The sequence below is a fragment of the Rhodococcus sp. JG-3 genome (assembly GCF_000482405.1).
Lineage (GTDB): Bacteria > Actinomycetota > Actinomycetes > Mycobacteriales > Mycobacteriaceae > Rhodococcoides > Rhodococcoides fascians.
Map to the genome: position 1 here is coordinate 3,777,248 of NZ_KI519398.1, position 24,786 is coordinate 3,802,033.

At 62.8% G+C, this 24,786-nt stretch carries 25 protein-coding genes, 1 tRNA gene and 2 pseudogenes; 10 read left to right on the forward strand and 18 right to left on the reverse strand.

The window, feature by feature from the left end; genetic code table 11:
- Window positions 1–1,371: an MFS transporter gene (locus K414_RS0119195; protein ID WP_051365395.1), complete on the reverse strand. Its 1,371-nt coding sequence runs from the start codon at window positions 1,369–1,371 to the stop codon at window positions 1–3.
- A 29-nt stretch (window positions 1,372–1,400) separates the two neighbouring features.
- Window positions 1,401–1,979 (reverse strand): TetR/AcrR family transcriptional regulator, encoded by a 579-nt coding sequence (locus tag K414_RS0119200; protein WP_230591473.1) that lies wholly within the window; start codon window positions 1,977–1,979, stop codon window positions 1,401–1,403.
- Window positions 1,980–2,050: 71 nt separating this feature from the next.
- Between K414_RS0119200 and K414_RS0119205 the strand changes: the two genes are divergently transcribed.
- On the forward strand, window positions 2,051–2,575 hold the full coding sequence (locus K414_RS0119205; protein ID WP_027497422.1) for a DUF1697 domain-containing protein: 525 nt from the start codon (window positions 2,051–2,053) through the stop codon (window positions 2,573–2,575).
- A complete protein-coding gene (locus tag K414_RS0119210) occupies window positions 2,572–3,822 on the forward strand; it encodes an SLC13 family permease (RefSeq protein ID WP_027497423.1) in 1,251 nt (416 codons plus the stop codon). Before K414_RS0119205 ends, K414_RS0119210 begins: the two co-directional genes overlap by 4 nt.
- Before the next feature lie 19 nt (window positions 3,823–3,841).
- Here K414_RS0119210 and K414_RS0119215 read toward each other — a convergent pair whose 3' ends face one another.
- The 4 genes from K414_RS0119215 to cobC form a co-directional block, all read right to left on the reverse strand.
- Window positions 3,842–4,954 carry a bifunctional RNase H/acid phosphatase gene (locus tag K414_RS0119215; protein ID WP_027497424.1) on the reverse strand — a complete coding sequence of 371 codons (1,113 nt, stop codon included), beginning with the start codon at window positions 4,952–4,954 and terminating at the stop codon, window positions 3,842–3,844.
- Window positions 4,951–5,688: a C4-type zinc ribbon domain-containing protein gene (locus tag K414_RS0119220; RefSeq protein WP_027497425.1), complete on the reverse strand. Its 738-nt coding sequence runs from the start codon at window positions 5,686–5,688 to the stop codon at window positions 4,951–4,953. The genes K414_RS0119215 and K414_RS0119220 overlap by 4 nt, the downstream gene beginning before the upstream one ends.
- Window positions 5,689–5,794: 106 nt before the next feature.
- The gene (locus K414_RS0119225) at window positions 5,795–6,916 is read right to left on the reverse strand and encodes a Nif3-like dinuclear metal center hexameric protein (RefSeq protein ID WP_037219391.1); all 1,122 of its coding nucleotides are present in this window, start codon (window positions 6,914–6,916) and stop codon (window positions 5,795–5,797) included.
- Window positions 6,917–6,930: 14 nt separating this feature from the next.
- Window positions 6,931–7,968, reverse strand: coding sequence for an Rv2231c family pyridoxal phosphate-dependent protein CobC (gene cobC, locus K414_RS0119230; RefSeq protein WP_027497427.1), 1,038 nt, complete (start codon window positions 7,966–7,968; stop codon window positions 6,931–6,933).
- Between the two features lie 42 nt (window positions 7,969–8,010).
- Here cobC and K414_RS0119235 point away from each other — a divergent pair, with 42 nt between their 5' ends.
- From K414_RS0119235 to K414_RS0119245, 3 genes are read left to right on the forward strand one after another with little or no spacing between them, the layout of a single operon-like run.
- The gene (locus tag K414_RS0119235; protein WP_027497428.1) at window positions 8,011–8,703 is read left to right on the forward strand and encodes an HAD-IA family hydrolase; all 693 of its coding nucleotides are present in this window, start codon (window positions 8,011–8,013) and stop codon (window positions 8,701–8,703) included.
- Window positions 8,700–9,173 carry a low molecular weight protein-tyrosine-phosphatase gene (locus K414_RS0119240; protein ID WP_027497429.1) on the forward strand — a complete coding sequence of 158 codons (474 nt, stop codon included), beginning with the start codon at window positions 8,700–8,702 and terminating at the stop codon, window positions 9,171–9,173. Before K414_RS0119235 ends, K414_RS0119240 begins: the two co-directional genes overlap by 4 nt.
- A gap of 18 nt (window positions 9,174–9,191) precedes the next feature.
- On the forward strand, window positions 9,192–10,109 hold the full coding sequence (locus tag K414_RS0119245; RefSeq protein WP_027497430.1) for an SURF1 family protein: 918 nt from the start codon (window positions 9,192–9,194) through the stop codon (window positions 10,107–10,109).
- Here K414_RS0119245 and K414_RS0119250 read toward each other — a convergent pair.
- The 3 genes from K414_RS0119250 to K414_RS0119260 all read right to left on the reverse strand — a co-directional run bounded on the left by K414_RS0119250 (window position 10,050) and on the right by K414_RS0119260 (window position 12,294).
- Entirely contained in the window at window positions 10,050–11,018 is a 969-nt protein-coding gene (locus tag K414_RS0119250; RefSeq protein ID WP_027497431.1) for a cobalamin biosynthesis protein, read from the reverse strand. The two genes, K414_RS0119245 and K414_RS0119250, sit on opposite strands and share 60 nt — an antisense overlap.
- 47 nt (window positions 11,019–11,065) lie before the next feature.
- Window positions 11,066–11,191, reverse strand: coding sequence for a hypothetical protein (locus tag K414_RS29775; protein ID WP_255032530.1), 126 nt, complete (start codon window positions 11,189–11,191; stop codon window positions 11,066–11,068).
- 200 nt (window positions 11,192–11,391) lie between these two features.
- Window positions 11,392–12,294 (reverse strand): LysR family transcriptional regulator, encoded by a 903-nt coding sequence (locus K414_RS0119260; protein WP_027497432.1) that lies wholly within the window; start codon window positions 12,292–12,294, stop codon window positions 11,392–11,394.
- Window positions 12,295–12,405: 111 nt separating this feature from the next.
- Here K414_RS0119260 and K414_RS0119265 point away from each other — a divergent pair, with 111 nt between their 5' ends.
- Entirely contained in the window at window positions 12,406–13,899 is a 1,494-nt protein-coding gene (locus K414_RS0119265) for a CoA-acylating methylmalonate-semialdehyde dehydrogenase (protein WP_027497433.1), read from the forward strand.
- An 82-nt stretch (window positions 13,900–13,981) separates the two neighbouring features.
- Complete coding sequence (locus K414_RS0119270) at window positions 13,982–15,148, forward strand: iron-containing alcohol dehydrogenase (RefSeq protein ID WP_027497434.1); 1,167 nt, start codon at window positions 13,982–13,984, stop codon at window positions 15,146–15,148.
- Here K414_RS0119270 and K414_RS0119275 read toward each other — a convergent pair.
- The gene (locus tag K414_RS0119275) at window positions 15,145–16,554 is read right to left on the reverse strand and encodes an amino acid permease (protein WP_027497435.1); all 1,410 of its coding nucleotides are present in this window, start codon (window positions 16,552–16,554) and stop codon (window positions 15,145–15,147) included. The two genes, K414_RS0119270 and K414_RS0119275, sit on opposite strands and share 4 nt — an antisense overlap.
- 113 nt (window positions 16,555–16,667) lie before the next feature.
- Here K414_RS0119275 and K414_RS0119280 point away from each other — a divergent pair, with 113 nt between their 5' ends.
- On the forward strand, window positions 16,668–17,609 hold the full coding sequence (locus K414_RS0119280) for an NAD(P)-binding protein (RefSeq protein ID WP_027497436.1): 942 nt from the start codon (window positions 16,668–16,670) through the stop codon (window positions 17,607–17,609).
- A gap of 12 nt (window positions 17,610–17,621) precedes the next feature.
- Here K414_RS0119280 and K414_RS0119285 read toward each other — a convergent pair whose 3' ends face one another.
- Both K414_RS0119285 and K414_RS27395 read right to left on the reverse strand, forming a co-directional pair.
- Window positions 17,622–18,293 carry a nitroreductase gene (locus K414_RS0119285; protein WP_027497437.1) on the reverse strand — a complete coding sequence of 224 codons (672 nt, stop codon included), beginning with the start codon at window positions 18,291–18,293 and terminating at the stop codon, window positions 17,622–17,624.
- A gap of 92 nt (window positions 18,294–18,385) precedes the next feature.
- Window positions 18,386–19,069 (reverse strand): annotated as a pseudogene (locus K414_RS27395) (MetQ/NlpA family ABC transporter substrate-binding protein); the annotation flags it as partial.
- A 41-nt stretch (window positions 19,070–19,110) separates the two neighbouring features.
- Between K414_RS27395 and K414_RS0119300 the strand changes: the two are divergent.
- Window positions 19,111–20,180: pseudogene (locus K414_RS0119300) on the forward strand (IS3 family transposase); the annotation flags it as partial.
- A 55-nt stretch (window positions 20,181–20,235) separates the two neighbouring features.
- Here the strand turns inward: K414_RS0119300 and K414_RS0119305 are convergent.
- Window positions 20,236–20,625 carry a DUF732 domain-containing protein gene (locus K414_RS0119305; RefSeq protein ID WP_080729942.1) on the reverse strand — a complete coding sequence of 130 codons (390 nt, stop codon included), beginning with the start codon at window positions 20,623–20,625 and terminating at the stop codon, window positions 20,236–20,238.
- A 402-nt stretch (window positions 20,626–21,027) separates the two neighbouring features.
- Here K414_RS0119305 and K414_RS0119315 point away from each other — a divergent pair, with 402 nt between their 5' ends.
- Window positions 21,028–21,900, forward strand: a complete 873-nt coding sequence (locus tag K414_RS0119315) for a toll/interleukin-1 receptor domain-containing protein (protein WP_027497440.1) — start codon at window positions 21,028–21,030, stop codon at window positions 21,898–21,900.
- Window positions 21,901–22,154: 254 nt separating this feature from the next.
- Here the strand turns inward: K414_RS0119315 and K414_RS0119320 are convergent, their stop codons facing one another.
- The 5 genes from K414_RS0119320 to K414_RS0119345 form a co-directional block, all read right to left on the reverse strand.
- The gene (locus K414_RS0119320) at window positions 22,155–22,718 is read right to left on the reverse strand and encodes a hypothetical protein (protein ID WP_027497441.1); all 564 of its coding nucleotides are present in this window, start codon (window positions 22,716–22,718) and stop codon (window positions 22,155–22,157) included.
- Between the two features lie 53 nt (window positions 22,719–22,771).
- Window positions 22,772–22,912: a hypothetical protein gene (locus K414_RS29185; protein WP_161631812.1), complete on the reverse strand. Its 141-nt coding sequence runs from the start codon at window positions 22,910–22,912 to the stop codon at window positions 22,772–22,774.
- Between the two features lie 598 nt (window positions 22,913–23,510).
- Window positions 23,511–23,582 (reverse strand) — tRNA-Val (locus K414_RS0119335).
- A gap of 87 nt (window positions 23,583–23,669) precedes the next feature.
- Window positions 23,670–24,131, reverse strand: coding sequence for a peroxiredoxin (locus K414_RS0119340; RefSeq protein ID WP_027497443.1), 462 nt, complete (start codon window positions 24,129–24,131; stop codon window positions 23,670–23,672).
- A 31-nt stretch (window positions 24,132–24,162) separates the two neighbouring features.
- Window positions 24,163–24,585, reverse strand: coding sequence for a DUF3052 domain-containing protein (locus tag K414_RS0119345; protein ID WP_027497444.1), 423 nt, complete (start codon window positions 24,583–24,585; stop codon window positions 24,163–24,165).
- Window positions 24,586–24,786: the final 201 nt, after the last annotated feature.

The following is a 24,786-nucleotide window of genomic DNA, read 5'->3' on the forward strand; positions in this document are numbered from 1 at the left end:
TCACGTCGGATGCCCGGCGATTGCCCGGCCATGAAGAACAGAGGCACTCACGATGGCCGCGGCAGCGGTGACGACCACCCCCACCCAGGCGGCGGACGTGTAGGCATCCTCTCCGGGGAAGGTGGAGCCCGGACTCGTTCCGGCGGCGAGTACCAGACCACCGACCGCGCTTCCGAAAGAGAATCCGACACTGCGCACCACCTGGTTGATACTCATGACGCTCGAGGTCTCCGCGGAGGGCACCACCGGCAGCACGACGGCCGGCAGCACGGCCGAAAAGCTTCCGACTCCGAAACCCAGAATCGCCATCACCGCACAGAGTTCAACGACGCCGGCGCGGGTACCGGCGAACAAGGCGAGAGCCACCAGAACGATCAGTGCGCTGACCGTCAGCGCGCTGGCTGCCCCCACCCGACGCAGCGCTCTGGGTACCAGCTTGCCGGCGAGAAATCCGAACACCGAGAACGGAACCAGGACGAGGCCCGCCGCGAACACGTCGAGGCCGAAACCGTATCCGGCACCGGAAGGCGTCTGCGCGTAGCGCGTAGCGAGGGTGAGCAGCAGATACATTCCGATGCCGCCGAGAAACATTGCGCCGTTCGCTCCGACCACAGCCCTGTGACGAAACAACCGAAGATCGACGAGCGGTGCCGAGCTTCTCAGTTCGACGCGTACCCATATGCCCGCAGCGACGACCGCGGTTGCAGCCAGCACCCCCGCCGTCCAAGGGCGGCTCCTCCACAGCGCGGTCTCACTGACGAGAACGAGCACCAGCGTGAGAGGGATCGCTAGCAGCACCGCACCCGGAACGTCGATCCGGGTCGCACGCTTGCGCGTCGAGGCAGGAACAACTCGCAGAGCAACGGCAAACGCCATGACCGTCATCGCAGCACCGAATCCGTATGCGAGCCGGAGACCGCCGTGCTCGGCCAGAAACCCCGACAAGGGATAGCCCACACCGACACCCGCAGTAGACGCGACCGACAACAAAGCGATGGTCGATCCGGACCGTTTGTCGGACAGATGATCTCGCACCACACCCATCAGCATCGAAGTCAGGGCCAGTCCCACTCCCTGGGCTGCGCGGCCGAGGAGCAGCCAGGAGAAGGACAGCGGCAGTGCGGTCAGAATGCCTCCGGCCGAGACGACGCCCAGTGTCCCGAGGATTGCTGCCCGTCGATGCGGACCCGATCCGAGGCGGCCCAGAACCGGTGTCGTGACGGCACCGGTCAACAAAGCCAACGTCAACGTCCATTCTGCACTGGAGAGGGAAACGTCGAAAGTGGTTGCGACGCTCGTGATCAGCGGGGCACCGAGGCTACCGACAGCGGCGACGACGACTCCGACGAACAACAGAGAAGGCACGAACATTCGTGATTCGTCGTGCTCGGAGCCGGAGATCAACGGTTCGTCTCGCTCGTGATGTGGTCGAACAATCCGGCGTGGATACGAGTGCCCACTCCGTTCGCCCAGGGTTGGTCGACGTCATGAATCTGCAGGGCCGCGCCACTGTTGAGCAGCATGCCGAACGCCAGAAACGCTTTGACGGTCACCGCATCGAGACCGGTGACCTCTACGACGGTGTTCCACATCCGGCCGAACGCCTCTCGAACGGCGTCGCGCACCTCTTCGTCGCCACACGCGGCGATCCCCTGCAGCTGCAGCAAGAGTGAGGTTCGATCCTCGAGCATGGCGTAATAGCACTCCCCCATCGAGGCCAAGGCTTGCTGACCGGTGGCAGTACCTGCCGCCTCGCGCATCCCATCCGCCACGCGGTCGAACGACGCGACCACCAGCTCGGAGAAGAGTGCCTTCTTGGTTCCGAATATTCGAAAGATGTAGGCCTGGGTGATCCCTGCTTCGCGGGCGATCCTGTCGGTCGAACCGCCGTGCAGTCCGGACGATGCAAATTCGTCTGCCGCTATCCGCAGTATTTGCTGCCGTCGTTCCGGGCCTGTCATCCGTCCTCTCTGCGCCATACCGCCAAGTTACTGGTTACTAACTGCTGACTTCAATGGTTGTTCTCGTGCGCTTCACTACAGTTCCTTCCATGAGTGAATGGGTTGTGCTGCTGCGCGGCATCAACGTCGGCGGCATCAACATCAAGATGGTCGACCTCCGCGCAGCTCTGGCCTCGGCCGGCTTCACGAATGTCCGCACGATTCTGGCGACCGGCAACGTACTGCTGCAGTCGCCGCTGGCGGCCGCCGCCCTGAAAGCACAGGTGGAGAGAACGCTCGCCGAGGCGTTCGGCTACCGAGCCTGGGTTGTCGTACTCGACGTCCCGACACTGAGGGCGATAGTGGAGTCCTACCCGTTCGACGCCGAACGGGAGGGCTGGCATCCTTATGTAGTGTTCGGTAACGACGATAGCCATTTGACCGAATTGTCCGCTCTTGCAGTGGAACTCGACCCCGATCTCGAGAGGATTGCCGAGGGGAACAGCGTGCTCTATTGGGAGGTGCGCAAGGGCAACACCACCGACAGTACGTTCGGAAAAGCCACGGCGAAGGCGAAGTACAAGGCCACGACCACCACGCGGAACGTCCGCACTCTCGTGAAGATTCTCGCGTGACCGTTCTCGCTGCGGCATTGGTCGCCGCCGTTCTCGTCTTCGCCATCGTTCGCCCGCGCGGTCTTCCCGAGATCGTTGCTGCACTTCCAGCGGCCGCAGTTGTTCTTCTCGTCGGCCTCGTCAGCCTCGACGCGGCCCGTGAGCAGGTACTCGAACTCGCACCCACCGTCGTCTTTCTGGCGTTCATCCTGATCCTGGCGCATCTGTCGGATGCCCTCGGTGTGTTCACCTGGATCGCTGCGAAGCTACGCCGCGGATCCAAGGGCAGCCCCCGCAGACTGCTGACCCTCGTGTTCGCCGCTGCCGCTGCCACCACAGCCGTACTGAGCCTCGACGCCACCGTTGTTCTGCTGACACCGGCCATCATCGGTGCCGCTCGGATCCTGGGGATGTCGCCGCGTCCACACAGTTACGCCACTGCGCACCTGTCCAATTCGGCGTCGACCTTGCTGCCGGTGTCGAATCTGACCAACCTGCTGGCCTTCGCTGCGACGGGCCTGACCTTCCTGCACTTCACCGCACTGATGGCGCTACCGTGGATTTTCGCGGTCGCCATCGAACTGGCGGTGTTCCTGATCTTCTTCCGCAAGGATCTGACCCGCACTGCGGCACCGACGGACTCCGCGACCGAACACAGCACTGACGACGTCGCAGCACCGCGAAGCACACTCGTCATCCTCGGCGCGACATTGATCGGCTTCGCCGTGGCAGGACTGTTCGATATCGAACCGTTCTGGGTGGCTGCCGTGGGCTCCGTGGCTATGGCGATCCCAGCACTTCGAGCTCGCCACACCACACCTCGCGCGATTCTGCGCGGTGCCGATCTGCCGTTCTGTGGCTTCGTCTTCCTTCTCGGCATCGTCGTGCTCGGCGTGACGACGGGCCCGATCGGCGACTGGCTGGCGCGAATTCTGCCGTCCGACACCACCTTTGTGTCCTTACTGGCGGCGGCTGCCATTGCGGCGGTGGCGTCGAACATCGTCAACAACCTGCCCGCAACGTTGCTGCTCCTGGCGGCCTTCGGCGCGGACGCTCCCCCGGCGTTGTTGCTGGCCATGGTGATCGGGGTCAATCTCGGCCCCAACCTCACCTACGTCGGTTCACTGGCGATCATGTTGTGGCGACGCGTCGCATCGGCCAACGACGAGCCGGCGGATCTGAGGACGTTCACCATTCTCGGCGTCATCACGACTCCGTTGACCATCGTCGGTGCAGTGGCAGGCTTGTGGCTGGCGCTGCAGATCTGAGACCCGCACCTCCGCAGGATCAGGTCAGGTGAGACGTGTCGTTGACCAATTTCACCGATGCCCCGCCGTCGGGGTAGAACTCGGCGATGCTCAGCGACGCGAGGTCCAGGTGCATTCGGTAGAGCAGTGACGGTCCGACGTCCAGTGCCAGTTGCAGCAGTGTTTTGATCGGCGTCACGTGTGTCACGACGACGATCGTCTTGCCCGCGTACTCTCCGATCAATCGATCGCGTGCCGCTTCGATTCGAGTGCGCACTGCGTCGAAACTCTCACCGTTGGGCGGGGCCACCGAGGTGTCACCCAGCCAGGCCCGATGTTGTTCGGGATAGCGGTCTTTCGCCTCCGCGAAGGTCAGACCTTCCCAGTCGCCGAAGTCCGTTTCGGTCAGATCGTCGACGGTGGTCACGTCGAGTCCGAGTGCACCTGCCGCGGCGTCGGCAGTCTGTCGGGCGCGGCCGAGGGGGGACGAGACGATCGCTGCGATGTCGTCGTGTCGGCCGAGCCGTGCCGCTGCAGCGGTGGCCTGTCGAACCCCCAGCTCGGTCAGTTCCGGATTTCCGCGACCCGAGTATCGCCGGTCGACCGACAGCGCGGTCTGGCCGTGGCGCAACAACAACATTCGGGTGGGGTCGCCCACTGCACCGGTCCACCCGGGGGCCGCCGCGGGTTGCTTCGCGGCCGGTTCGGAATCGGGCAGATCAGGAAGGTCGATCCCCTTGGCCGCGGCATCCATCGCCTCGTTTGCCAGACCGTCGGCGTGTGAGTTCTGCTCCCGCGGAATCCATTGGAAGGTGACGTGATCGAACGTCCGAGCAAGCTCCGCCGCTCGGCGATTGAGCGGAATCATGTCGGGATGCTTGACCTTCCAGCGTCCCGACATCTGTTCGACGACGAGTTTGGAGTCCATCCGAACGTCGACCTCACGGGCACCGACGTCCGCAGCCGCCGTCAACGCAGCGATGAGGCCCCTGTACTCGGCTACGTTGTTCGTTGCGATCCCCAGCGCCTCCCGGCGTTCGGCCAACACCTCGCTGCGATCTGCTGAGAACACCACGGCTCCGTACCCGGCGGGACCCGGGTTGCCGCGGGAGCCGCCGTCGGCTTCGACGACGACCCGTTGCTCGGCACTCAAATTCCGGACTCCTTGGTGCGCACCAGGATTGCGTTGCATTCCGAGCAACGAACCAGAGCGTCGGCAGGTTTGTTGGCGATGCTCGCAATTTCGTTGCGATCGAGCTCGATTCGGCATGCGCCGCATCGGCGGGCCTGCAGCAATGCTGCGCCTCGACCGGTCAGTGCGCGTTGCTTCTCGTACAGCGCCAGCAGATCGGCCGGCATACCCGAGATCAATGCCTCGCGACGCTCGGCGCTCCGCTTCTCCGCGACGTCCAGGTCTGCGACAGCGTCGTCGCGGCGACGACCGGCGTCGACCATTTCGTCCTCGATCTGCGTCAACTGCGCCCCGGCGTGCTCGTAATCGCGCTCGCTGGCCTCGCGCTGTTCCATGACTTCGAGCAGTTCTTCCTCGAGGATGCTCTGCCGCCGTTCGAGACTGCCCAGCTCGTGCTGCAGCTCGGTCATCTGCTTGGGCGCAATCGTGCCGCTCTCGAGCATCTTCTTGTCGCGCGCCTCGCGCTGGCGAACGGCATCGACTTCGCCCTCGAGCTTGCGGATGTCGCGATCGAGGTCGTCCATCGAGATCTGCACCGTGACGGCAGCATCCTTGCGGGTGATGCGCTCGGCCTCGAGTTTGTCGACCTCCTGCTGCTCGGGGAGGGTCTTTCGGCGATGGGCGATCTGCGAGAGTTCGGTATCCACACCGGCCAATTCGAGTAGCGAGGCCTGGACTTTGGGATCGACGTTCACGCTTGATGACTCCTGCGACTATGGAAGTTGATTCCGATTACCCTACCGGCTGCGCAGAACGTACCGAGCCGGATCCGTCCAGTCCCCCGGTCGCGTGGTTCGTCGGTCACAGCGTCCACGGGTCGGTACGGACATCGCTGACCCTGCTGCTCCAGCCCTCCGTGTCGCCGAATTCGGCGTCCACGACGCCCCTCGCCTGAGCACACCACGGGAACTCCGACGCCCAGTGGGCTGTGTCGATCACCGCGGGCCCACCCGCCCTCAGGTGCTCGTCGACGGGATGATGTCTGAGATCGGACGTGACATAGACGTCGGCGTCGGTCCGCGCGACGGTTGCGAGGAACGAGTCCCCTGCTCCCCCACACAGGGCGACGATCGACACCGTGGCGTCCGGATCACCCGCTGCTCGCACTCCCCAGCTGGTGGCCGGCAGAGCGTCTCGGACGACATCGGTGAACTCGGCGAGGGTCATCGGATCAGGCAAGCGTCCGATCCGCCCCAGACCGGTGCACGACGGTAGGGCCGCGGACTCGAAGACATCGAACGCGGGCTCCTCGTACGGATGCGCACGTCTGAGCCCGGACTGCATCCGCGCGCGGTCGGCCCGAGATGCCACCACCTCGATTCGGTCCTCGGTCACGGTGTGGACTTCGCCGACGACACCGAGCGCCGGATGAGCACCGGGCTGCGGCCGGAATTGGCCGAGCCCCTCGGTGTGCCAACTCGCTTCGCTGTAGTCGCCGATCTCACCGGCTCCGGCGTCGAACAGCGCCTGGCGCACCGCCGCAGTGTCGGCGGACGGCACGAATACGACCCATTTGTCGTGCGCCGGAGCAGGAATGGGATCGAGTGGCCTGGTGTCGATCACACCGAGGGCCGACGCGAGTGCGTCGGAGACACCGGGATCGGCCGAGTCAGCGTTGGTATGGGCGGTGAACAGCGCGCAGTCGGCCTTGATAAGGCGGTGGATCACCGAGCCTTTGGCGGTGTCGGCCGCAACCGAATCGACTCCTTTGAGCAGCAGAGGGTGATGGGCGACGATGAGGTCGGCGCCCCAGGAAATGGCCTCGTCCACGACGGCCGGGGTGACGTCGACGGCGTGGAGCACCTGTCGCACTTCGGATTCCGGATCTCCGCATACCAATCCCACCGAGTCCCAGCTCTCGGCCAATCGAGGCGGGTATGCCTTGTCGAGAACCTCGATGACGTTCGCCAGAGTCACTGCCATGTCGATTGCTCTCCTCACAGAACGGTGTTCAACGCATGCACCAGTATGTCGACGTGTGCCGAGTCCCGTACGGCGACGCGTAGGTAGTTGCGATCGAGTCCGGGAAACGTGTCGCCGCGCCGAACCGCAATTCCCTTCGTGCGCAAACGTTCTCGGATCCCGTCGGCGTCATCGACCCGCGCCAGAAGAAACGGCGCTCGCGCCGGCCCGGCAATGTCGAGACCGAGTGCGGTCAGTCTCGCGATCATGGCGGCACGTTCGGCGTCGATACGCAGCGCTTCGGCTCGGGCCTGCTCGACCGCGAACGGCTCGGTACAGGCACGGATTGCTTCGAGTTGCAGAGTGCCCAGGGGCCAGTGCGCACGGCCCCGCTGCATTCGTTCGAGTAAGTCGGGATGGGCCAGAGCGTAGCCGCACCGCAACCCCGCCAATGCCCACGTCTTCGTCAGGCTTCGGAGTACCAGCACGTCCGCGACGCTGTCCGAGGAGACCGACTCTCCTGCTCCCGTCACTGCGTCGGCGAATGCTTCGTCGACCACGACCGTGCGGCCGGGCCTACGCAGACCGAGTACTTCTTCTCGGGGATGCAGCACCGACGTCGGATTGGTGGGATTGCCGACGATCACCATGTCGGCGGCCTCGGGCACCAGGCCCGGATCGAGCAGAAACGGCGGCGGGAGTAACACCCGATGCACGGGAATGCCGGCCTGCTCGAGCACCCAGTCGGGCTCGGTGAACGACGGGTGCACGGTTGCCACGAGGGCCGGCTCGAGCCGTGGCAGCATCGCGAATCCTTCGGCTCCGCCACCGAGCAGCAGTACCTCGTCCGGCGAGCGCCCGTGGTGTGCGGCGACCTGCTCCCGAGCCGCCCGCTCGGCTGCCCCCGATGGATACGACCCGAGCGAGTTCAGGGCTGCAGCGAGCCGATCACGAAGCCACGGGGGCGGTCCGTCACCGCGCACGTTGACGGCGAAGTCGACGAGGCCTAAGCCGACCTCGAGATCCCCATGATGACGGAGAAGTGCATCGGGGCCGGGCGCTGTATCGGACATCGCGACGAGCCTAGCCGTCACGTGCACCGATAGGCTCAGGCCATGTCTGCCGCTCTGCCCGCATCCGTTGTCCTGTTCGATCTCGACGGAACGTTGACCGATTCCGCACCGGGAATTCACGCAGGATTTCGCCACGCGCTGGCCTCGGTCGGCGCTCCCGAGCCGACCGAACAGCAACTCTCTCTCGTCGTCGGTCCACCGCTGATCGACACGCTGCGCTCGATGGGCCTGGACGAGGAGGCAGCTCAGCGCGCGCTCGCCGCCTATTTCGACCGCTACGACGAGCGGGGTTGGGCCGAGAACACCGCGTTCGACGGCATCGAGACAGTGCTGACGCGATTGCAGGATCGCGGTGTTCGGCTGGGCGTGGCGACGTCCAAGTCGGAGCGCTTCGCCGTCCGGATTCTCGACCACTTCGGCTTGTCCCGGTACTTCGACTTCATCGGCGGTGCCAGCAACGACGGGTCGCGGCGAGCGAAGTCCGACGTCATCGCGCACTCGCTGACCAATCTCGGCATCGATCCCGTCGAATCCTCGGACGGCGGCACCGCAGGGGTGATCATGATCGGCGACCGCGATCACGATGTGCACGGCGCGGCCCGGTTCGGAATTCCGGCGGTCTACGTGGAATGGGGCTACGGCATCGACGGTGAGAGCGACGACGCGGCGTTCACCGCGTCGGACATGGACGAACTGGCCGCCGTGCTCGAGCAGAACACGCAGGCGTCACGATGAGCGAGCCACTGCACGTGACGTTCGTGTGCACCGGAAACATCTGTCGATCACCGATGGCCGAGAAGGTGTTCGCCGCGCACCTGAGCGAGGCGGGCCTAAGTGATGCCGTCCGCGTGTCGAGCGCGGGAATCGACGGGTGGCATGTCGGCGACGGCGCAGACCCGCGGACGGTCGCCGAACTCGATGCGCACGGCTACGAGAGCGAGCACGAAGCGAACCAGGTGGGACCGGACCACCTCGCCGCCGATCTGATCGTTGCTCTCGACACCGGCCACGCTCGATCTCTACTGCAGTTGGGTGCACCGGCCGATCGGGTGCAGCTGCTGCGTTCGTTCGATCCCGACGCCGACGATGCGTCGGTCGCAGACCCCTACTACTCGTCGGAGTCTGCGTTCACCGAGGTGCGAGAACAGATCGAGGACGCCGTGCCCGGCTTGATCGATTGGGCGCGGTCTCGGCTGACCGCCTGACCCGGCTACCGTGGTGGGGTGGAGAAGTTACGGTTCTTGCTGCGTCCGAAGTGGTTGGTGCTGGCCGCGGTCGCGCTGGCGTTCGCATTCTTGTGCTTCAGCGTGCTCGCTCCGTGGCAGCTGGGCAAGAACACCTCGACTTCAGCGCGCAACGACTTGATCACCCGATCGGTCGGGGCAGATCCGGTGCCGATCACCGACGTTCTCACCGGGAACGGATTCGCGGCCGACGACGAATGGCGGCGGGTGATCGCGCAGGGTAGTTACGTGGAGAATTCCGACGCCCTGGTGCGGCTGCGCAGCATTCGTGAGCAGCCCGCGTACGAGGTCATCACTCCGTTCGTCATCGACGGTGGCCCTACTGTTCTCGTCAACCGCGGATACGTGCTCCCGGTGGAGGGAACGCGACCGCCCGAGTTCGCGGCAGCTCCGACCGGCCCGGTCACTCTCGACGCCCGCGTTCGTCAGGCCGAAGGAACATCACGTGAGCCGATCCAGGAGGACGGCCGCCTGCAGGTGTACAACATCAACCCGGAGCAGATCGGCGCAGCGGTCGGCGTCGACGCGATCGACGGGTACCTGCAGCTCGACGACGGTCAGCCCGGTGGCCTCGGCCTCATCGAACTACCGCAGACCGACGCGGGCCCCTATCTGTCCTACGGGCTGCAGTGGCTGGCGTTCGGCATCATGGCACCGTTGGGTCTTGCCTATTTCGTCCGCGCCGAGCTGCGGGAGCGACGCATGTCTCGAACCGAGATGGCCGACGCGATGTCCGATCAGTCCGACCCGACGTCCGACGACGATTCCGCGCCGGACGACGAAGAAGAATTCACTCTTCCGACCCGACGCGAGAAGCGGGCCAGGGCCCGCGCGGCGTCACAGGCGAGAACGCCGACGGATCCTCGCCTGGCGGATCGATACGGCAAGAACCGCTGACGCAGCCGTCGCGAACTCTTGCACCCGCGTCGACAGCACGACTGCTCGCCGAAGGTCCCGTGCCGTGGGCGCTCGCCCGTCGCCGAGTGTGGGCCTGATCTCCACGCCGTGCCGGTATTGAGTGCGCCCACCGAGTTGTAGTCCGAGCGCACCCGCCGACGCGGCTTCCGGCACCCCGGCATTGGGACTGGGATGGCGGGATGCGTCTCGTCGCCACACCTGTAGCGCGTGGGCAGCAGAACCCTGCACCAGCGGTGCAGCGAGAACGGTCGCCGCACCCGTGACTCGTGCCGGCAACAGGTTCAGCGCGTCGTCGAGGCGTGCGGCGGCCCATCCGAACCGTAGGTATTTCGGAGACCGGTATCCCACCATTGCATCGAGTGTGTTGCTGGCTCGGTATGCCAGGATTCCCGGTACGCCGGCCAGGGCTCCCCACACCACGACACCGACTGTTGCGTCGGATGTGTTCTCGGCGATGGATTCGAGTGCCGCGCGTGCCAGCCCGTCGGAGTCGAGGAATGCCGGGTCACGTCCGCACAGTGACGGGAGCAATGCGCGTGCGCCGGGCAGGTCGTCTCGGTCGAGGTGATCGGCCATCGAGCGACCTACTACCGACAGCGATGATCCGCCCAGCGCGGCCCACGTCGCGGTAGCCACCAGAGCGGCCTCGGCCGGTGGGCCGAGACGCGACACTGCTCGCGTGGACGCGATTCCGAGTGCGGTGACGCCTCCGACCAGTACGGCGGTATGGATGACACCCGCAATCCTGTTGTCGCGGTAGAGCCGAGCCTCGACGCGAAGGGCAGCCGTTCCGAATCCTGCTACCGGATGCCAGCGCTGTGGGTCTGTGAACACTCGATCCAGGCCGAATCCGACCAGCAATCCGATCGCTCGGGGGTGTGTCCACATCGCACGAATCTATCCACCGGCCATCCGGTGTGCGGAATCGGTACGGGTCAGGCCCAGCGCCGGTTGTACGCGCCGGAGAGCTGACGGCTCCTGAAGTCGATGTCGCTTCCGTCGTTGAGCAAGGCGATGGCCATACCGACGAAACCGATTGCTGCTACTACGAACATGGTCATGATTCCCCCAAGAATCGTTGTGGGCCTGCCGCGGCGGTGCCGTGGCCGACGTGTTCCGTAACAGATTGTTACCCGCCGGTAGGGCGATTCCCACCGCTTTGAGGTCGGCGTCACGTGTGTCTGTCGTCACGAGACGCCGGACACATCGAACGTCCAAAATTCAACGGCCACCGACGATCTCGTGCATTTAGTGACCGCGACTATCGACCGCCGGGCACCGCACGCATGTGGGGCTCCTCGGCCACGACCGATCCGATGAAGTCGTCCACCACCTTCACCCGCGCCAACCCCGTCAGCTCCCGCGGAATCACCGTCCAGTAGGTGCGTTCGACCGAGACGAGGCCCGGCAGCACCGGAATCAACGTGTCGTCCGGTTCGCCGATGTAGCTGGGCAACGGCGCAATTCCCACGCCGGACCGCGCCGCGATCCACTGGCCGGTGATGTTGTTGGTCTGAATCTGCGCCCGACCGTCGGGCACAATCGAATCCAGGATGCGCAGCGGCGCAACGTCGAGCAGCGCATCCACGTAGGAGATCAGGGTGTGCCCACGCAAACCGTCGACCGAGTCGATCGTCGGCTGCGCAGCCAGGTATCGCTCGGCGGCATAGAGCGCCAGGGTGTAGGTCGCCAATTGCCGCGCAACCACCAACCTGGGCGACGGCCGTTCCAACGTGATGGCAATGTCGAATTCCCTGGTGGCCAACGAGTTGTGCTCGGTGGCGGTGACGAGTTCGATATCCAGATCGGGATGCTTGTCGCGAAGCGCACCCAACTTCGGCGTGAGAACGAAGGCACCGAACCCGTCCGGGGCAGCGATACGTACCGTCCCTCGCAGCGATCCGGTATCGGATGTCTGATCCTCGAAGGCGGCGATCAGCGTGGACTCGACGGTTTCGGCGTACCCGACCAACCTGCGCCCCGCCTCGGTCAATCGCCACCCCGTCGGGGTTCGGTCGAAAAGTCGTTGCCCTGCGGACTTCTCGAGGGCCGTGATGCGTCGACCGACCGTGGTGTGGTCCACGCCGAGCGTTCGCGACGCATCGGTCAGACGTCCCGTTCTCGACACTTCGAGGAAATAGCGGAGGTGGTCTGGGTTGAACACTCGCCCAGCCTATTCCCCTGTGCATTCATGCACGGCAATCTGCGATTTTGGCCTTTGACATGTGCATCGATTCAAATGAGACTCGAGACACACCGATGGAAGGAACGAACGTTGACCGACGTCATCTCACACTGGCTCGATGGTAAGACCTATTCCGGATCTTCCGATCGGACGTCACCGGTCACCAACCCCGCCACCGGGGAGGTCACCGGCACGCTCACGCTCGCCGATCGGAGTGACGCCCGCGCCGTCATCGATGCCGCCGCAGCTGCCTTTCCCGCGTGGCGCGACACCTCCCTGGCCAAGCGCACCTCGATCCTCTTCTCCTTTCGAGAACTGCTCAACGCCAAGAAGAACGAGCTGGCCGAGATCATCACGGCCGAGCACGGCAAGGTGCTCTCCGACGCGCTCGGCGAGATTTCCCGCGGTCAGGAAGTAGTCGAATTCGCCTGTGGCATAGCCCATCTACTGAAGGGCAGCTACACCGAGAATGCATCCACCGGAGTGGACGTCTACTCGATTCGTCAGCCGCTGGGACCCGTCGCCATCATCTCCCCCTTCAATTTCCCTGCCATGGTGCCGATGTGGTTCTTCCCCATCGCCATCGCCGCCGGTAACACCGTCGTGCTCAAGCCGTCGGAGAAGGACCCGAGTGCCAGCATCTGGCTCGCGCGGCTCTGGGCCGAGGCAGGCCTGCCCGACGGCGTGTTCAACGTGCTGCAGGGAGACAAGGACGCCGTCGACGAACTGCTCGAGAACAAGAAGATCAAGTCGATCTCCTTCGTCGGATCGACGCCCATCGCCCAGTACGTCTACTCCACCGGTACCGCCAACGGCAAGCGCGTCCAGGCCCTCGGCGGTGCCAAGAACCATGCCGTCGTCCTCCCCGATGCAGATCTCGACCTGGCCGCGGACGCCATGGTCAACGCCGGCTTCGGCTCGGCGGGTGAGCGATGCATGGCCATCTCCGCTCTCGTGGCCGTCGGGAAGATCGCCGACGAGCTCGTCGCCAAGATCGCCGAACGCACCACACCACTGGTTACCGGCGACGGCACCCGCGGTGCCGACATGGGCCCGCTCGTCACCCGGGTACACCGCGACAAGGTTGCGTCCTATGTCGACGCAGGCGAGGCGTCCGGTGCCACGATCGTCGTCGACGGCCGCACCGTCCAACCCGACGGGGCTGCGGACGGATTCTGGCTCGGCCCCACGCTCATCGACCATGTGACACCGGACATGAGCATCTACACCGACGAGATCTTCGGTCCTGTGCTCTCGGTCGTCCGTGTCGACACCTACGACGAAGCGCTGACACTGATCAACGACAATCCGTACGGCAACGGCACGGCGATCTTCACCAACGACGGCGGGGCGGCGCGGCGTTTCCAGAACGAGGTCGAGGTCGGCATGGTCGGTGTCAATGTGCCGATCCCCGTTCCCATGGCGTACTACAGTTTCGGCGGCTGGAAGAGCAGTCTGTTCGGCGACAGCCACGCTCATGGCACCGAAGGAGTGCACTTCTTCACGCGAGGCAAAGCCGTCACCAGTCGCTGGCTCGATCCCAGCCACGGCGGTATCGATCTCGGCTTTCCCGAAAACAACTGAGTTCTACAAAGCCCATGTGCGTGGAAACTCGTAGCCCACTACGAAGTTCCACGCACATGGAGATACCGCGAAGGAGCACTCCATGGTTGCCAACATCTCTTTTCCACGCTTTCTGAAGCTCGGCGGCGGTGCCGTCGCGGAGCTGGGTACGGTACTGACCGACCTGGCCGTATCTCGTCCCCTACTCGTCACCGATGCGTTCATGGCAGGCAACGGATCGGCCGATCGACTGATGACGATCATGACCGAGGCCGGTAAGTCGCCTGCTCTGTTCTCGGGCACCGTGCCCGATCCGACGACGGATTCTCTGGTCGCCGGTCTCGAAGCGGTGCAGCAGCATTCGGCCGATTCGATCATCGGGTTCGGCGGCGGCAGTCCGATGGACACGGCCAAGGCGTTGGCCATTCTCGCTGTTCAGGGCGGGACTATGCGGGACTTCAAGGCCCCGGTGCTCTCCACCGGTCCGGCGCTTCCGATCATCGCCATTCCGACGACCGCGGGAAGTGGTTCGGAGGCAACGCAGTTCACCATCATCACCGACGTGGCCTCGGACGAGAAGATGCTGTGCCCCGGGCTGTCCTTTCTGCCGATAGCATCGATCATCGACTTCGAACTGACGATGTCGATGCCGGCGCGTCTGACCGCCGATACCGGCGTCGACGCTCTGACACACGCCATCGAGGCATACGTCAGCAAGAAGGCCAACCCCATCTCCGACGGCTTGGCGCTCAGCGCAATTCGCACCATCGGAACGTCGCTGCTTCGGGCGTATCGAGACGGAGAAGACCGGCAGGCACGCGAGGACATGATGCATGCGTCCACCCAGGCGGGAATGGCGTTCTCCAACGCCAGCGTCTGTCTGGTACACGGGATGAGTCGACCGATCGGCGCGCATTTCCATGTCGCACACGGACTGTCCAATGCGATGCTCTTGCCTGCCGTCACAGCCTTCTCCATCGGCGGAGCCCAGTCCCGCTACGCCGACTGCGCCCGCGCCCTCGGTGCGGCATCGGAAGCCGATTCGGACGCGGTTGCCGGAGGCAAGTTGCAGGACGCCATCGTCACGCTGTGCCGTGAGGTCGAAGTTCCCACTCCGCAGACGTTCGGCATCGACAAGTCGACGTGGGACGACATGTTGCCGCTGATGGCCGAGCAGGCTCTCGCGTCCGGCAGCCCCGGTAACAATCCGGTCGTTCCGACGGCGGAGCAGATCGTCGATCTGTACCGCCAGGTGTATGCCGGGATCTAGGCCGAGTCACCGGACACGCGGGCGGCAACCTTGTCGCGCCGCGTGTTTCGGCGTTGAACGATGATTCCGCCGATCACCGTCACTGCCGCCAGCACGGCCGAGAGCAGGATGGACGATCGCTGCTCGGGTCGCACGACCATCATGACGAGGACGAAGACGATGAATCCGATGGCCAAATAGGTGAGCCACGGGTAGAGCCACATCAGAACGGCCGGGCGTTCGCCGTCGCGATCGAGTTGGCGACGCAGCACGAGTTGACTGCTGGCGATAGCCAGGTAGACGAACAGAGCTACGGCACCGGTGGTCGCGAGCAGGTAGGTGAAGAGTTTTTCCGGAAGAATGTAGTTTCCGACGACGGCGAGGAAGCCGAGCACCATCGAGGCGATGACGGCAACCCACGGCACTCCGTTGGCGGTGATCTTCTTGACTGAGCGAGGCGCATCGCCGCGATCACCGAGCGAGTAGAGCATGCGGGAGGCGGTGTAGAGCGCCGAATTCAGGCACGACGCCACGGCGGTCAGAATGACGATGTCCATGATGGTCTCCGCGTGAGGAATTCCCATCTTGGACAACACATACTGGTAGGAGCCGGTTGCCGGGTCCAATTCGTTCCAGGGGACGAGCGCGACGATGACGAAGATCGATCCGAAGTAGAAGATCGAGATACGCCAGATCACCGAGTTGGTGGCGCGGGTGATCCCCTTTGCGGGGTCCTTGGATTCGGCTGCAGCGATGGTGACGATCTCGGATCCCATGAACGAGAACATCGTCGTCAGCATGGCTGCGATCACCGCACCGAAGCCGAGCGGCATGAAGCCGCCGGAGGCCCACAATTGGTCCACGCCACTGACTTCGGAGTTCGGCAGCCAGCCCAGGATGGCCGCGATGCCGAGACCGATGAACGCGACGATGGCCACTACCTTGACCAACGCGAACCAGAACTCGAACTCGCCGTAATTGCCGACGCTGATCAGGTTGGTCGCGGTGAGCGCAACGACGATGATCAGGGCCCACATCCATTGGGCACCGCCCAGCCAGTTGGTGAGGATGGCGGCAGCGGCGGTCGCCTCGACGGGGATCACCAATACCCAGAACCACCAGTACAGCCAACCGACGGAGAAGCCGGCCCAATGTCCCAGTGCCCGGGTCGCATACGTCGAGAACGAACCGGTGTCGGGGTTGGCGGTGGCCATTTCCCCGAGCATGCGCATCACCAGGATGACGAGGAGTCCGGCGAAGAAGTAGGCCAGCAACACCGCAGGTCCTGCGGTGGCGATGGCGTTGGCGGAGCCGACGAACAGTCCGGCACCGATCACTCCGGCTATCGAGATCATCGTCACGTGCCGCGGTTTGAGACTGGTTCCCAGTCCGTGCTCTCCGGTATCTGGCTTATCCGTAATTGCCATGTCAACAGTTCAGCACAAGGTCGGGCCCTTCGCAGCGGGTGACCGAATTGTCCAGACAATGCGTAGTACATAAGGCGGGCTTACTTACTTGGTCCGCCGGGCATACTGACGATATGACTGTCGATGTTGGGCGCACCACGGACTCGATCACCATTGTCGGCGCGGGTATCGCGGGTGCCGCCTGTGCCCGAGTACTGCGCGCGGCGGGCGTCCCGTTCCGCATCGTCGATCGAGGACGTGCCCCGGGCGGACGGATGTCCTCCCCCGAGCTTCACGGGCGTCGTGTGGATTTGGGTGCCGGTTACTTCACCGTCCGAGATCAGGATTTCGCTACGGTGGTGTCGGACTGGGAGTCGAGGGGCCTTGCGCGCCAGTGGGCCAACACCTTCGGCATCCTCAAACCCGATACCACGCCGTGCACCACCACCGGGCCGGTCCGTTGGGCCACACCACACGGGCTTCGTTCTCTGGTGCGAGACTTGCTGGAAGACTTCGATATCGAAGGCTCTTCCGAGTTGAGCGGCCTCCCCGACGGCCACGTCGTGGTTGCGATGCCCGATCCTCAAGCGACTCGACTGACCACAGTCCCCGACGCCGTCGGTTACGAACCGGTCATCGCGGTGGCATGTGGATTCGACGGGTTGGATGTGCCGTTCCGCGACGCGGCCTTCGTCAACGATCATCCCGATATCGCGTTCATCGTCGACGACGGTGCCCGGCGGGGTGACGGTGCGCCCGTGCTGGTGGTTCACACGACCCCCGAGCGGGCACAGCAGCACCTCGCCGATCCCGACGCAGTGATCGCCCCGGTCCTCGACGCGCTACGCGAACTGTCGGTAATCTCCACGGCACCCAACTGGACTCACGCCCATCGCTGGACGTTCGCAAAGCCTGCGGCGCAACATGATTCCACCTTTACGCTCGAGCTGCGGGACGGGCGGCTCGTCGGATTCGCAGGCGATCAATGGTGTGAATCCGGCGCGCCCAGGGTGGAAAGCGCATGGCGATCGGGCACGGATCTGGGTACGGAACTGGTTGGTCGGCTCCAGAGCTGACGCCGTCACACCTCAGCTGATGAAGGTCACCGTCTCACTCAACGGTGCACGGCTGGTGCGGAATCCGTTGATCGGGTGGCTCTCGTCGGGGTAGCCGAACGAGATGCCGGCTACCACCCTGCGGGTATCCGGGATATCGAACCATTCGTGGACGAACGGCGAGTACGCGGCGAGCGCGGCCTGCGCTATCGCGCCGAGCCCGAGACTCTGCGCGCCCAGCAGGAACGTCTGCAGATACAGCCCGCAGTCGACGGCACCGTAGACACCCAGGTCCGCATCGGTGGTGATGATTGCCGCGTGCGGGGCGTCGAACAGCTCGAAATTGCGAATGAACTGACGCGTCGTCGCCTCGGTGTCGGACTTGACCACGCCGATGCTCTCGTAGAGCGCACCGCCACACTCACGACGACGTGCCCGGTGCAGGGCGTTGTAGTTGGCCGGAAACGGAAAATCCGGTTGCGGCACACCGGACGCCACATGTTCCACCAATGCCTCGGAGAACTTTCGCGTGGCATCGCCCTCGGTCACGATTATTTGCCACGACTGGGTGTTCGACCACGATGCAGTGCGCTGGGCGGCCGCCAACAACTGTTCGAGCACGTCCCGTGATACCTGCTTCGGCAGGAACTGCCGGCATGAGTACCGCTCGTCGAGTAGACCTGTCAACGATTCGTACCGGGTCACGTCGTCCGCCTCACATCGTGTCGTCTTCCGACCGAACGTAGCACCACCGCTACGCCCGACGGTCCGCTGTCGGACCGTCGGGCGCGAGGCCGTTACTGAAGTGGCAGGAGGATGTCTTTCACCCGCGGGTCGGTGGCGAGGAACTCCTGGACCGCAGGGTCCTTGAACGCGGCGACGAGGTTCTTGATGTTGTCGCTGCCCGCCCACCGGCTACCGATCGTGAGCTGGCCGGCGAACTCGTCCGGTGCCGGTGGTGCGAAGATCTGCTTCTCGACGGGAATTCCGGCCGCAAGGTAGTACTCCGTATAGCCCACTGCTGCATCGAGATCCGGCAATGCCCGCGATTGCGCGGCGAAGTCCAGCAACGTGAACTTCAGGTTCTTCGGGTTTCCGACGATGTCCTTCTGCGTGGCCGTCGACTTGTCGACCGCGGGGTCGAGGGTGATCAGACCGGCTCGCTCGAGTACCCACAGACCCTGCGCTTCGTTGGCGGGATCCGAGTAGAGCGAGACCGTTGCGCCGTCCGGCAGTTGCGCTGGGTCGGAGTACTTGTCGGACCACAATCCGAAGCCCCAACGGAACACCGGGGTTGCGGCCTCTTCCTGGAAGTCGGGGTTGGATTCGAGTACCTGTCCGAGCCACAGCTTGTGCTGGTACACCGTGGCGGCCACCTCGCCCTCACTCACCGCGCGGTTGATGGTGTTGCTGTCGGCGAGTCCGCGGAATGCAACCGTGATGCCGTACTTGGGAGCTACCTGATCGGCGACGAATTCGACGGCCATCGTGCAGCCGCTTGTTGCTGCCGCTGGTCTTGTGGGATTTCGGAATCTCCGAAGGTTGCCTGCACCGCTGGCTCAAGATCGCCGACCGTGACGACGGCGTCGAACGCGGCACCGCCGCGAAGGCGGGCCTCGACGAGTCCGCCGAGCTGCGAGAAGCCCGCAAACGGATCAAGCTGCTCAAGCAAGGAGCCGAGGTCATGCGTCGCGCGGTTGCCTACTTGTCCCGGGACGTCAACCCAAAATCATCTACCCGCTGGTCCTCGACCTTGCTGGCGACGGAGTCCCCGTCACAGTAACCTGCCGGGTTCTCGGATTCTTCACCCATGCGTTCTACAAATGGAAGAAACAGCCAATCACGCAACGAGATTGGGATGATGCGCATCTGATCAACATTGCTCGTGAGATCCACGCCGACGACCCCACATTCGGCTACCGCTTCATCGCAGACGAGCTACCCGACCGCGGCATCACCGCCAGCGAGAACCGGGTCGCTCGGTTGTGCTCACAAGAACGCATCTGGTCGGTGTTCTCGAAGAAGCGAGGCCTGAACAGGAAGGCCGGCCCGCCGGTCCACGATGACCTTGTGGATCGGCAGTTCACCGCACAGGCCGCGGACGAGCTGTGGCTGACCGACATCACCGAATACCGCACCGACGAGGGCAAACTGTATCTCTGCGCGATCAAGGACGTGTGGTCGAACAGGATCGTCGGCTACTCGATCGACTCCAGGATGAGGGCCTCGTTGGCGGTGTCCGCATTGGATAGTGCTGTGGCGCAAAGAGGCTCGGTGGGGACGATCGTTCACTCGGATCGCGGTAGCCAGTTCCGATCCAGGAAGTTCGTACATGCTCTGTTGCGCAACGGGTTACGAGGTTCCATGGGAAGGGCCGGGGCGTGCGGTGACAACGCCGCGATGGAGTCGTTCTTCGCACTCGTGCAAAAGAACGTCCTCGACCGCCAGCGGTGGTCGACCCGCGAGCAACTACGGCTCGCGATCGTGACATGGATCGAGAAGACCTATCACCGCAAACGCCGTCAACGACGCCTCGGCAAGCTCACTGCCATCGAGTTTGAGACAATCAACCGAACCGCACACGCGGCCTGAATTACTCAACCCCACGAGTCAACCGAAGTGGGGGCAGTCCCAAACAGTCTGCCGTCTACTTCGGGCCAAGCTCTTCTGGGCAATAAACATCCATCGAATCGCTCATGAACATGATGCCTTCAGAGATCCCATACTGGTTCATGAGTGACTTAAGCATGTCCGGTCGGTCTTCGCCAGAACGTACCCGTTCGCAGATTGCGCGCCCACGTTCAATCTTCAGCTCGTCAGAGACCCCAGGGAAGAGACTGTGATCGTCGAGCACCGCAAGGTAGCGCTCATCGAGTTTGTCTTCCTTGTCCTGCTCAGCTTTCTGAGCAGTAATCTGCTCGACAGCCGCCGGAGCCGCTTGGGAGCTGCCCTGAACGGTGCTCGAGCACCCCACCACCACGAGGCCAGCGACTGCGACTGCACAAGCTAGGCGCACTACTGTCGATCGGCTGTGCATTGTCGCTCCTGGTATTGCCCGGTTCGCCCTATTTTGATGATTGAATCTTAACCGAGCGATCTGTCAGACGAGGTTAGTCGGATGAAGCATCGCCAGAATGACTACGACGACTACAGCTATCGTGAGCAGGGACCGGCCGCAACGGCTGGTTCGGTCGTCTCCATGAACTCGTCACTCATCACGACGTCAGTCACTTAGACATCACCATCTACTTCGATTTAGTCCACAGAGCATAGAAAGTCAGTCCCCTTGTCTGCCGTATTGGTGTAGTTGAGCTTCTTGCGCTCACCGGATGGCAGGGGGCGGTCCCAGATGTCGGGCCGGTTCAGGACTGGGCCAGTGTGTGGGTAGAGACGCCATACAACTAGGAGATTGGTCGTAGATGACTGTTAGCCTCTGGCCATGACAGCGCCTAGCGACAAGACCGTGTTCATCAGTTGGTCAGGCGATCTGGCACGAGGGGTGGCAGAAGTGCTGCAGGAGTGGCTGCCGACACTGATGGACGACGTAGATCCCTGGGTTTCATCCGTGAGTATTCAAGCAGGTATGCATTGGCTGGGTCAGGTCAACGCTCGTTTGGACACCGCTGTATTCGGCATCGTCCTGGTCACCCTGGAAAACAAGGGCAAGGAGTGGCTGAACTTCGAGGCGGGAGCACTCGGTCAACGCTTCGTCGGAAACGAACGAGGACGGGTTGTTCCAATTACTGTCGACTTCACAAGTGCGACAGAACTCCCTACAACGCTGAGTCAGTTTCAGGCCGTCCCAATGGATCGAGACGGACTCTGGCGGGCGGCACAATCGCTCGCGGAGTCCCTTGGAAAGAACGAGAGCGCAGTTCAGCGTCGGTTCGATGGGTCGTGGGATGACCTGAAGACGAAGCTTGATGCTGCTCTCACGGTAGAACCGTCTGCCCCGCCTCGCACGATCGAGTCGAAAGTGGACGAGTTGTTGCAATCGACTCGCGCCTTTGGTCAAGAGAAGATGGAATTTGACAACGGTTGGCAGATGGGCGCTGCCGACGAAACATCGAAGATCGCCCAGCGGTTCCTGAACTCGCAGCACATACACGGGATTCGCGAATACCATTTGAACCAGGGTCCATTCCAGAACCTCGTGTATGTCATCAAGGACGGTCAGCCGTTCACACCTGAACAAATTAGTAACTACGAGACCATTCTAAGCGTCATCCATAATACAGCGGTACGCATCCTGACTAAGACACAGTCACAGACGAGCCCGCTCCTCGAAGGACATCTCGTAGAGAAGACGTAACTGTGGGTAACTTCAACCACAATTCCTATCCGAGGTGGCTGTTATTGCTTCACCCTTGGACCGATAGTTCTTGATTGAGTTACCACCACCGTCGAACGCGTCGAGCATGTTCTGCAGGTGCGGCATGAAGGCCTTGTTCCGGCCTAGTAATGCTGATGCGAGTCTGAATCGAAGTGGAGTGTTCTTTTTAGCCATATAAAGATGTGAGCGCTACTTAGTTCTGTTTTGATATTAGAACAAAAACACAATTCAAGCTAGGTATCCGTGAACGGATCGTATGCCCTGAGCTGCGCTTCTATCCTTCGACCTTGCCGGAACCCGACGAACTTGCCGGTCTTGGCATCTCGTCTCCAGTGGCGACCGCTGGCATCCTTGAATCGGAAGTACACGTTGTAGTAAATCAACCCGCCCACTGGAATGTTAGGTTCTTTCTCCAGCTCCTGACCCGGTGAGAAGTCCACATGGTCGTGATAGTCGACCAGGCATTGGATCATCGCAAAGTCTGGCACCCGGTTCTGTTTCAGCGGGTAGTCGGAGCCGATCCCCTCAGCTTTCAGCTCCTTGCGCACATCCTTATCTGGCCTACCTAGCACCTCGTACCATAGATCGAACACTGGCTGCTCGGAGAAGTTCTTGATCTTGGCTAGGAACGGTCCGTGTTCGTTCGGATGAATCCAGCACACCACCCGCTCGGCCTGGTGACGGTGTTCCCGGCGTCTGTCCACGATGTAGTACGTCGCTGCCGTGATCAGGGCTATGCCACTTGAAAGACTCCCGAACCACGCTGCGACGGTCCCCCATACCTCCACGTTGAACATGAGCGCAGTATGTCAGGCGGTACGGACACGGAAACCAGACTTGTTCGGGTTCGCTACCCCTCGTAGATCGCGGCCAACACATCCGGGGCGTCGTCGTGCTTGTTCTTGCCCTTCTTCTGGTAGGCCATGATCTGTTTGTAGAACTCGGGATATTTGTGCTTCCAATTGGGCGCCATGAAGATGTGTCGGTTCACCCAAGCGCTCGAAGACAGGATCTGAACTGTGTTGGTCAGCGGTCGACATGGATGCACACACACTAATCATTAGAGACACGCGAGTGACTGTTGATGGACATGCGGTCGACTCGACGACGAAGACGACGCGTTCGACGCGGGTGCTGCCAATCCCCGATCCGGTGTACTCAGCATTGCTGCACGCACGAGCAGCCCAGTCACTCGACCGCGCGACATACCGTGACAATTACGCAGATAGCGGTTACCTGGTGGTCGATGAGCATGGTGCTCCCCACCCACCCGATCGAATCACGAAGGTCTGGAAACGCGGATGTGCTCGCGCTGGGGTTCCAGTGCTTCGTCTCCACGATGGGCGACACATGCGCGACCCTCATGCACCTTCAGGGCGTGCCAATTGTGGTCATTGCAGCATGGCTAGGCCACGTAGATGCGGGTTTCACCATGCGGATATACGCACACGCTCAACCTGGATCTTTATTTGAGGCGGCGCAGAGTTTCGCGCGACATGTGACAAGTCGTGACAATTGGCGGACTGTGTGACAACTGGCGACACACACTTGAAGGTGAAATAACACCTCTGACCTGCAGCAATATGGAGTGGGCGCAGAGGGGTTCGAACCCCCGACCGCTGGTGTGTAAAACCAGAGCTCTACCGCTGAGCTATACGCCCGTGTGCTGGTGGCCTAGGGACATCCCCGGGCCACCGGCACGCTTGGAGAAATTTATCGTGTCTGCTGTCTAACTACAATTCCGCAGGTCAGCTCACCTGTGCGAGTGCCTCAGCCCACGATGAACTGTCTCGGGCTTCCCCGGGACCGTTCATTTCGGCGAATCTGATGATTCCGGACTTGTCGACCACGAAGGTTCCACGATTGGCGAATCCTGCGCTGTCGTTGAACACGCCGTACGCCTGAGCCACTTCACCGTGTGGCCAGAAGTCGGACAGCAGCGGAAAGGTGTAACCCTGCTCTGCTGCCCAGATCTTGTGGGTCGGAGGCGGACCTACCGAGATCGCCAGGATCGCGGTGTCGTCGTTCTCGAATGTCGGTAGCTCGTCGCGCACTCGGCACAGCTCGCCCTGGCACGTTCCGGTGAAGGCCAGTGGATAGAACACGAGCAGTACGTTCTTCACGTCCCGGTACGACGACAACGTGACCAATTGGTTGTTCTGGTCTTTGAGGGTGAAGTCGGGCGCAACAGCGCCAACCTCGATCGGCATCTAGAACCGTCTTCCTGTGTCGAGCATGGGCCTACCGCTTGCTGGCAGGGGTCTTGGGCTGAACCAATCGACTTCCGATCCAGTCACCGAGATTGGCCGCAGAGGTCTGCGTCAATCCGGCTGTCGGAGCGGACTCGGCAATCTCGCTGGGCTCCACATGACCGGACATGCCGGTCTTGGGGCTGAGGACCCACACGATTCCATCGTCCGAGAGCGGACCGATGGCATCCATGAGTGCATCGACCAGGTCACCGTCTCCGTCGCGCCACCACAGCAGTACGACATCGATCACCTCGTCGGAATCCTCGTCGAGGGTCTCGCCACCGATCGCATCTTCTACGTCGGCGCGCAGATCATCGTCGGTGTCCTCGTCCCAGCCCAGCTCTTGAACGACCATGTCGCGAGTGATGCCAAGTTTCTGAGCGTAGTTCTGAGCGTCCGCCGCGGCGACCACGGTGGTGACCTCCTTGAATTGTGGGTGCAGTAGACAAAGCGAACAGGGTCGAAGCCGTTCGCGCAAGCTGACCGCGCCGAAATTGCGTACATAAATTTCTACTGGTGGGTATCGGACCTCTGTACTACCAGAACCGACGAGATGCGGCAGGATTGGGGAGGAATCACGAGAACGAGGAATGTAGATCGCCGTCACAGGGGC

What these genes read in the sequence shown, in the direction of transcription:
- K414_RS0119195 (WP_051365395.1), bottom strand. Translation starts at nt 1,371, where the DNA reads ATGTTCGTGCCTTCTCTGTTGTTCGTCGGAGTCGTCGTCGCCGCTGTC.
- K414_RS0119200 (WP_230591473.1), bottom strand. Translation starts at nt 1,979, where the DNA reads ATGGCGCAGAGAGGACGGATGACAGGCCCGGAACGACGGCAGCAAATA.
- K414_RS0119205 (WP_027497422.1), top strand. Translation starts at nt 2,051, where the DNA reads ATGAGTGAATGGGTTGTGCTGCTGCGCGGCATCAACGTCGGCGGCATC.
- K414_RS0119225 (WP_037219391.1), bottom strand. Translation starts at nt 6,916, where the DNA reads ATGGCAGTGACTCTGGCGAACGTCATCGAGGTTCTCGACAAGGCATAC.
- cobC (WP_027497427.1), bottom strand. Translation starts at nt 7,968, where the DNA reads ATGTCCGATACAGCGCCCGGCCCCGATGCACTTCTCCGTCATCATGGG.
- K414_RS0119235 (WP_027497428.1), top strand. Translation starts at nt 8,011, where the DNA reads ATGTCTGCCGCTCTGCCCGCATCCGTTGTCCTGTTCGATCTCGACGGA.
- K414_RS0119240 (WP_027497429.1), top strand. Translation starts at nt 8,700, where the DNA reads ATGAGCGAGCCACTGCACGTGACGTTCGTGTGCACCGGAAACATCTGT.
- K414_RS0119250 (WP_027497431.1), bottom strand. Translation starts at nt 11,018, where the DNA reads ATGTGGACACACCCCCGAGCGATCGGATTGCTGGTCGGATTCGGCCTG.
- K414_RS29775 (WP_255032530.1), bottom strand. Translation starts at nt 11,191, where the DNA reads ATGACCATGTTCGTAGTAGCAGCAATCGGTTTCGTCGGTATGGCCATC.
- K414_RS0119270 (WP_027497434.1), top strand. Translation starts at nt 13,982, where the DNA reads ATGGTTGCCAACATCTCTTTTCCACGCTTTCTGAAGCTCGGCGGCGGT.
- K414_RS0119275 (WP_027497435.1), bottom strand. Translation starts at nt 16,554, where the DNA reads ATGGCAATTACGGATAAGCCAGATACCGGAGAGCACGGACTGGGAACC.
- K414_RS0119280 (WP_027497436.1), top strand. Translation starts at nt 16,668, where the DNA reads ATGACTGTCGATGTTGGGCGCACCACGGACTCGATCACCATTGTCGGC.
- K414_RS0119305 (WP_080729942.1), bottom strand. Translation starts at nt 20,625, where the DNA reads ATGCACAGCCGATCGACAGTAGTGCGCCTAGCTTGTGCAGTCGCAGTC.
- K414_RS0119315 (WP_027497440.1), top strand. Translation starts at nt 21,028, where the DNA reads ATGACAGCGCCTAGCGACAAGACCGTGTTCATCAGTTGGTCAGGCGAT.
- K414_RS0119320 (WP_027497441.1), bottom strand. Translation starts at nt 22,718, where the DNA reads ATGTTCAACGTGGAGGTATGGGGGACCGTCGCAGCGTGGTTCGGGAGT.
- K414_RS0119340 (WP_027497443.1), bottom strand. Translation starts at nt 24,131, where the DNA reads ATGCCGATCGAGGTTGGCGCTGTTGCGCCCGACTTCACCCTCAAAGAC.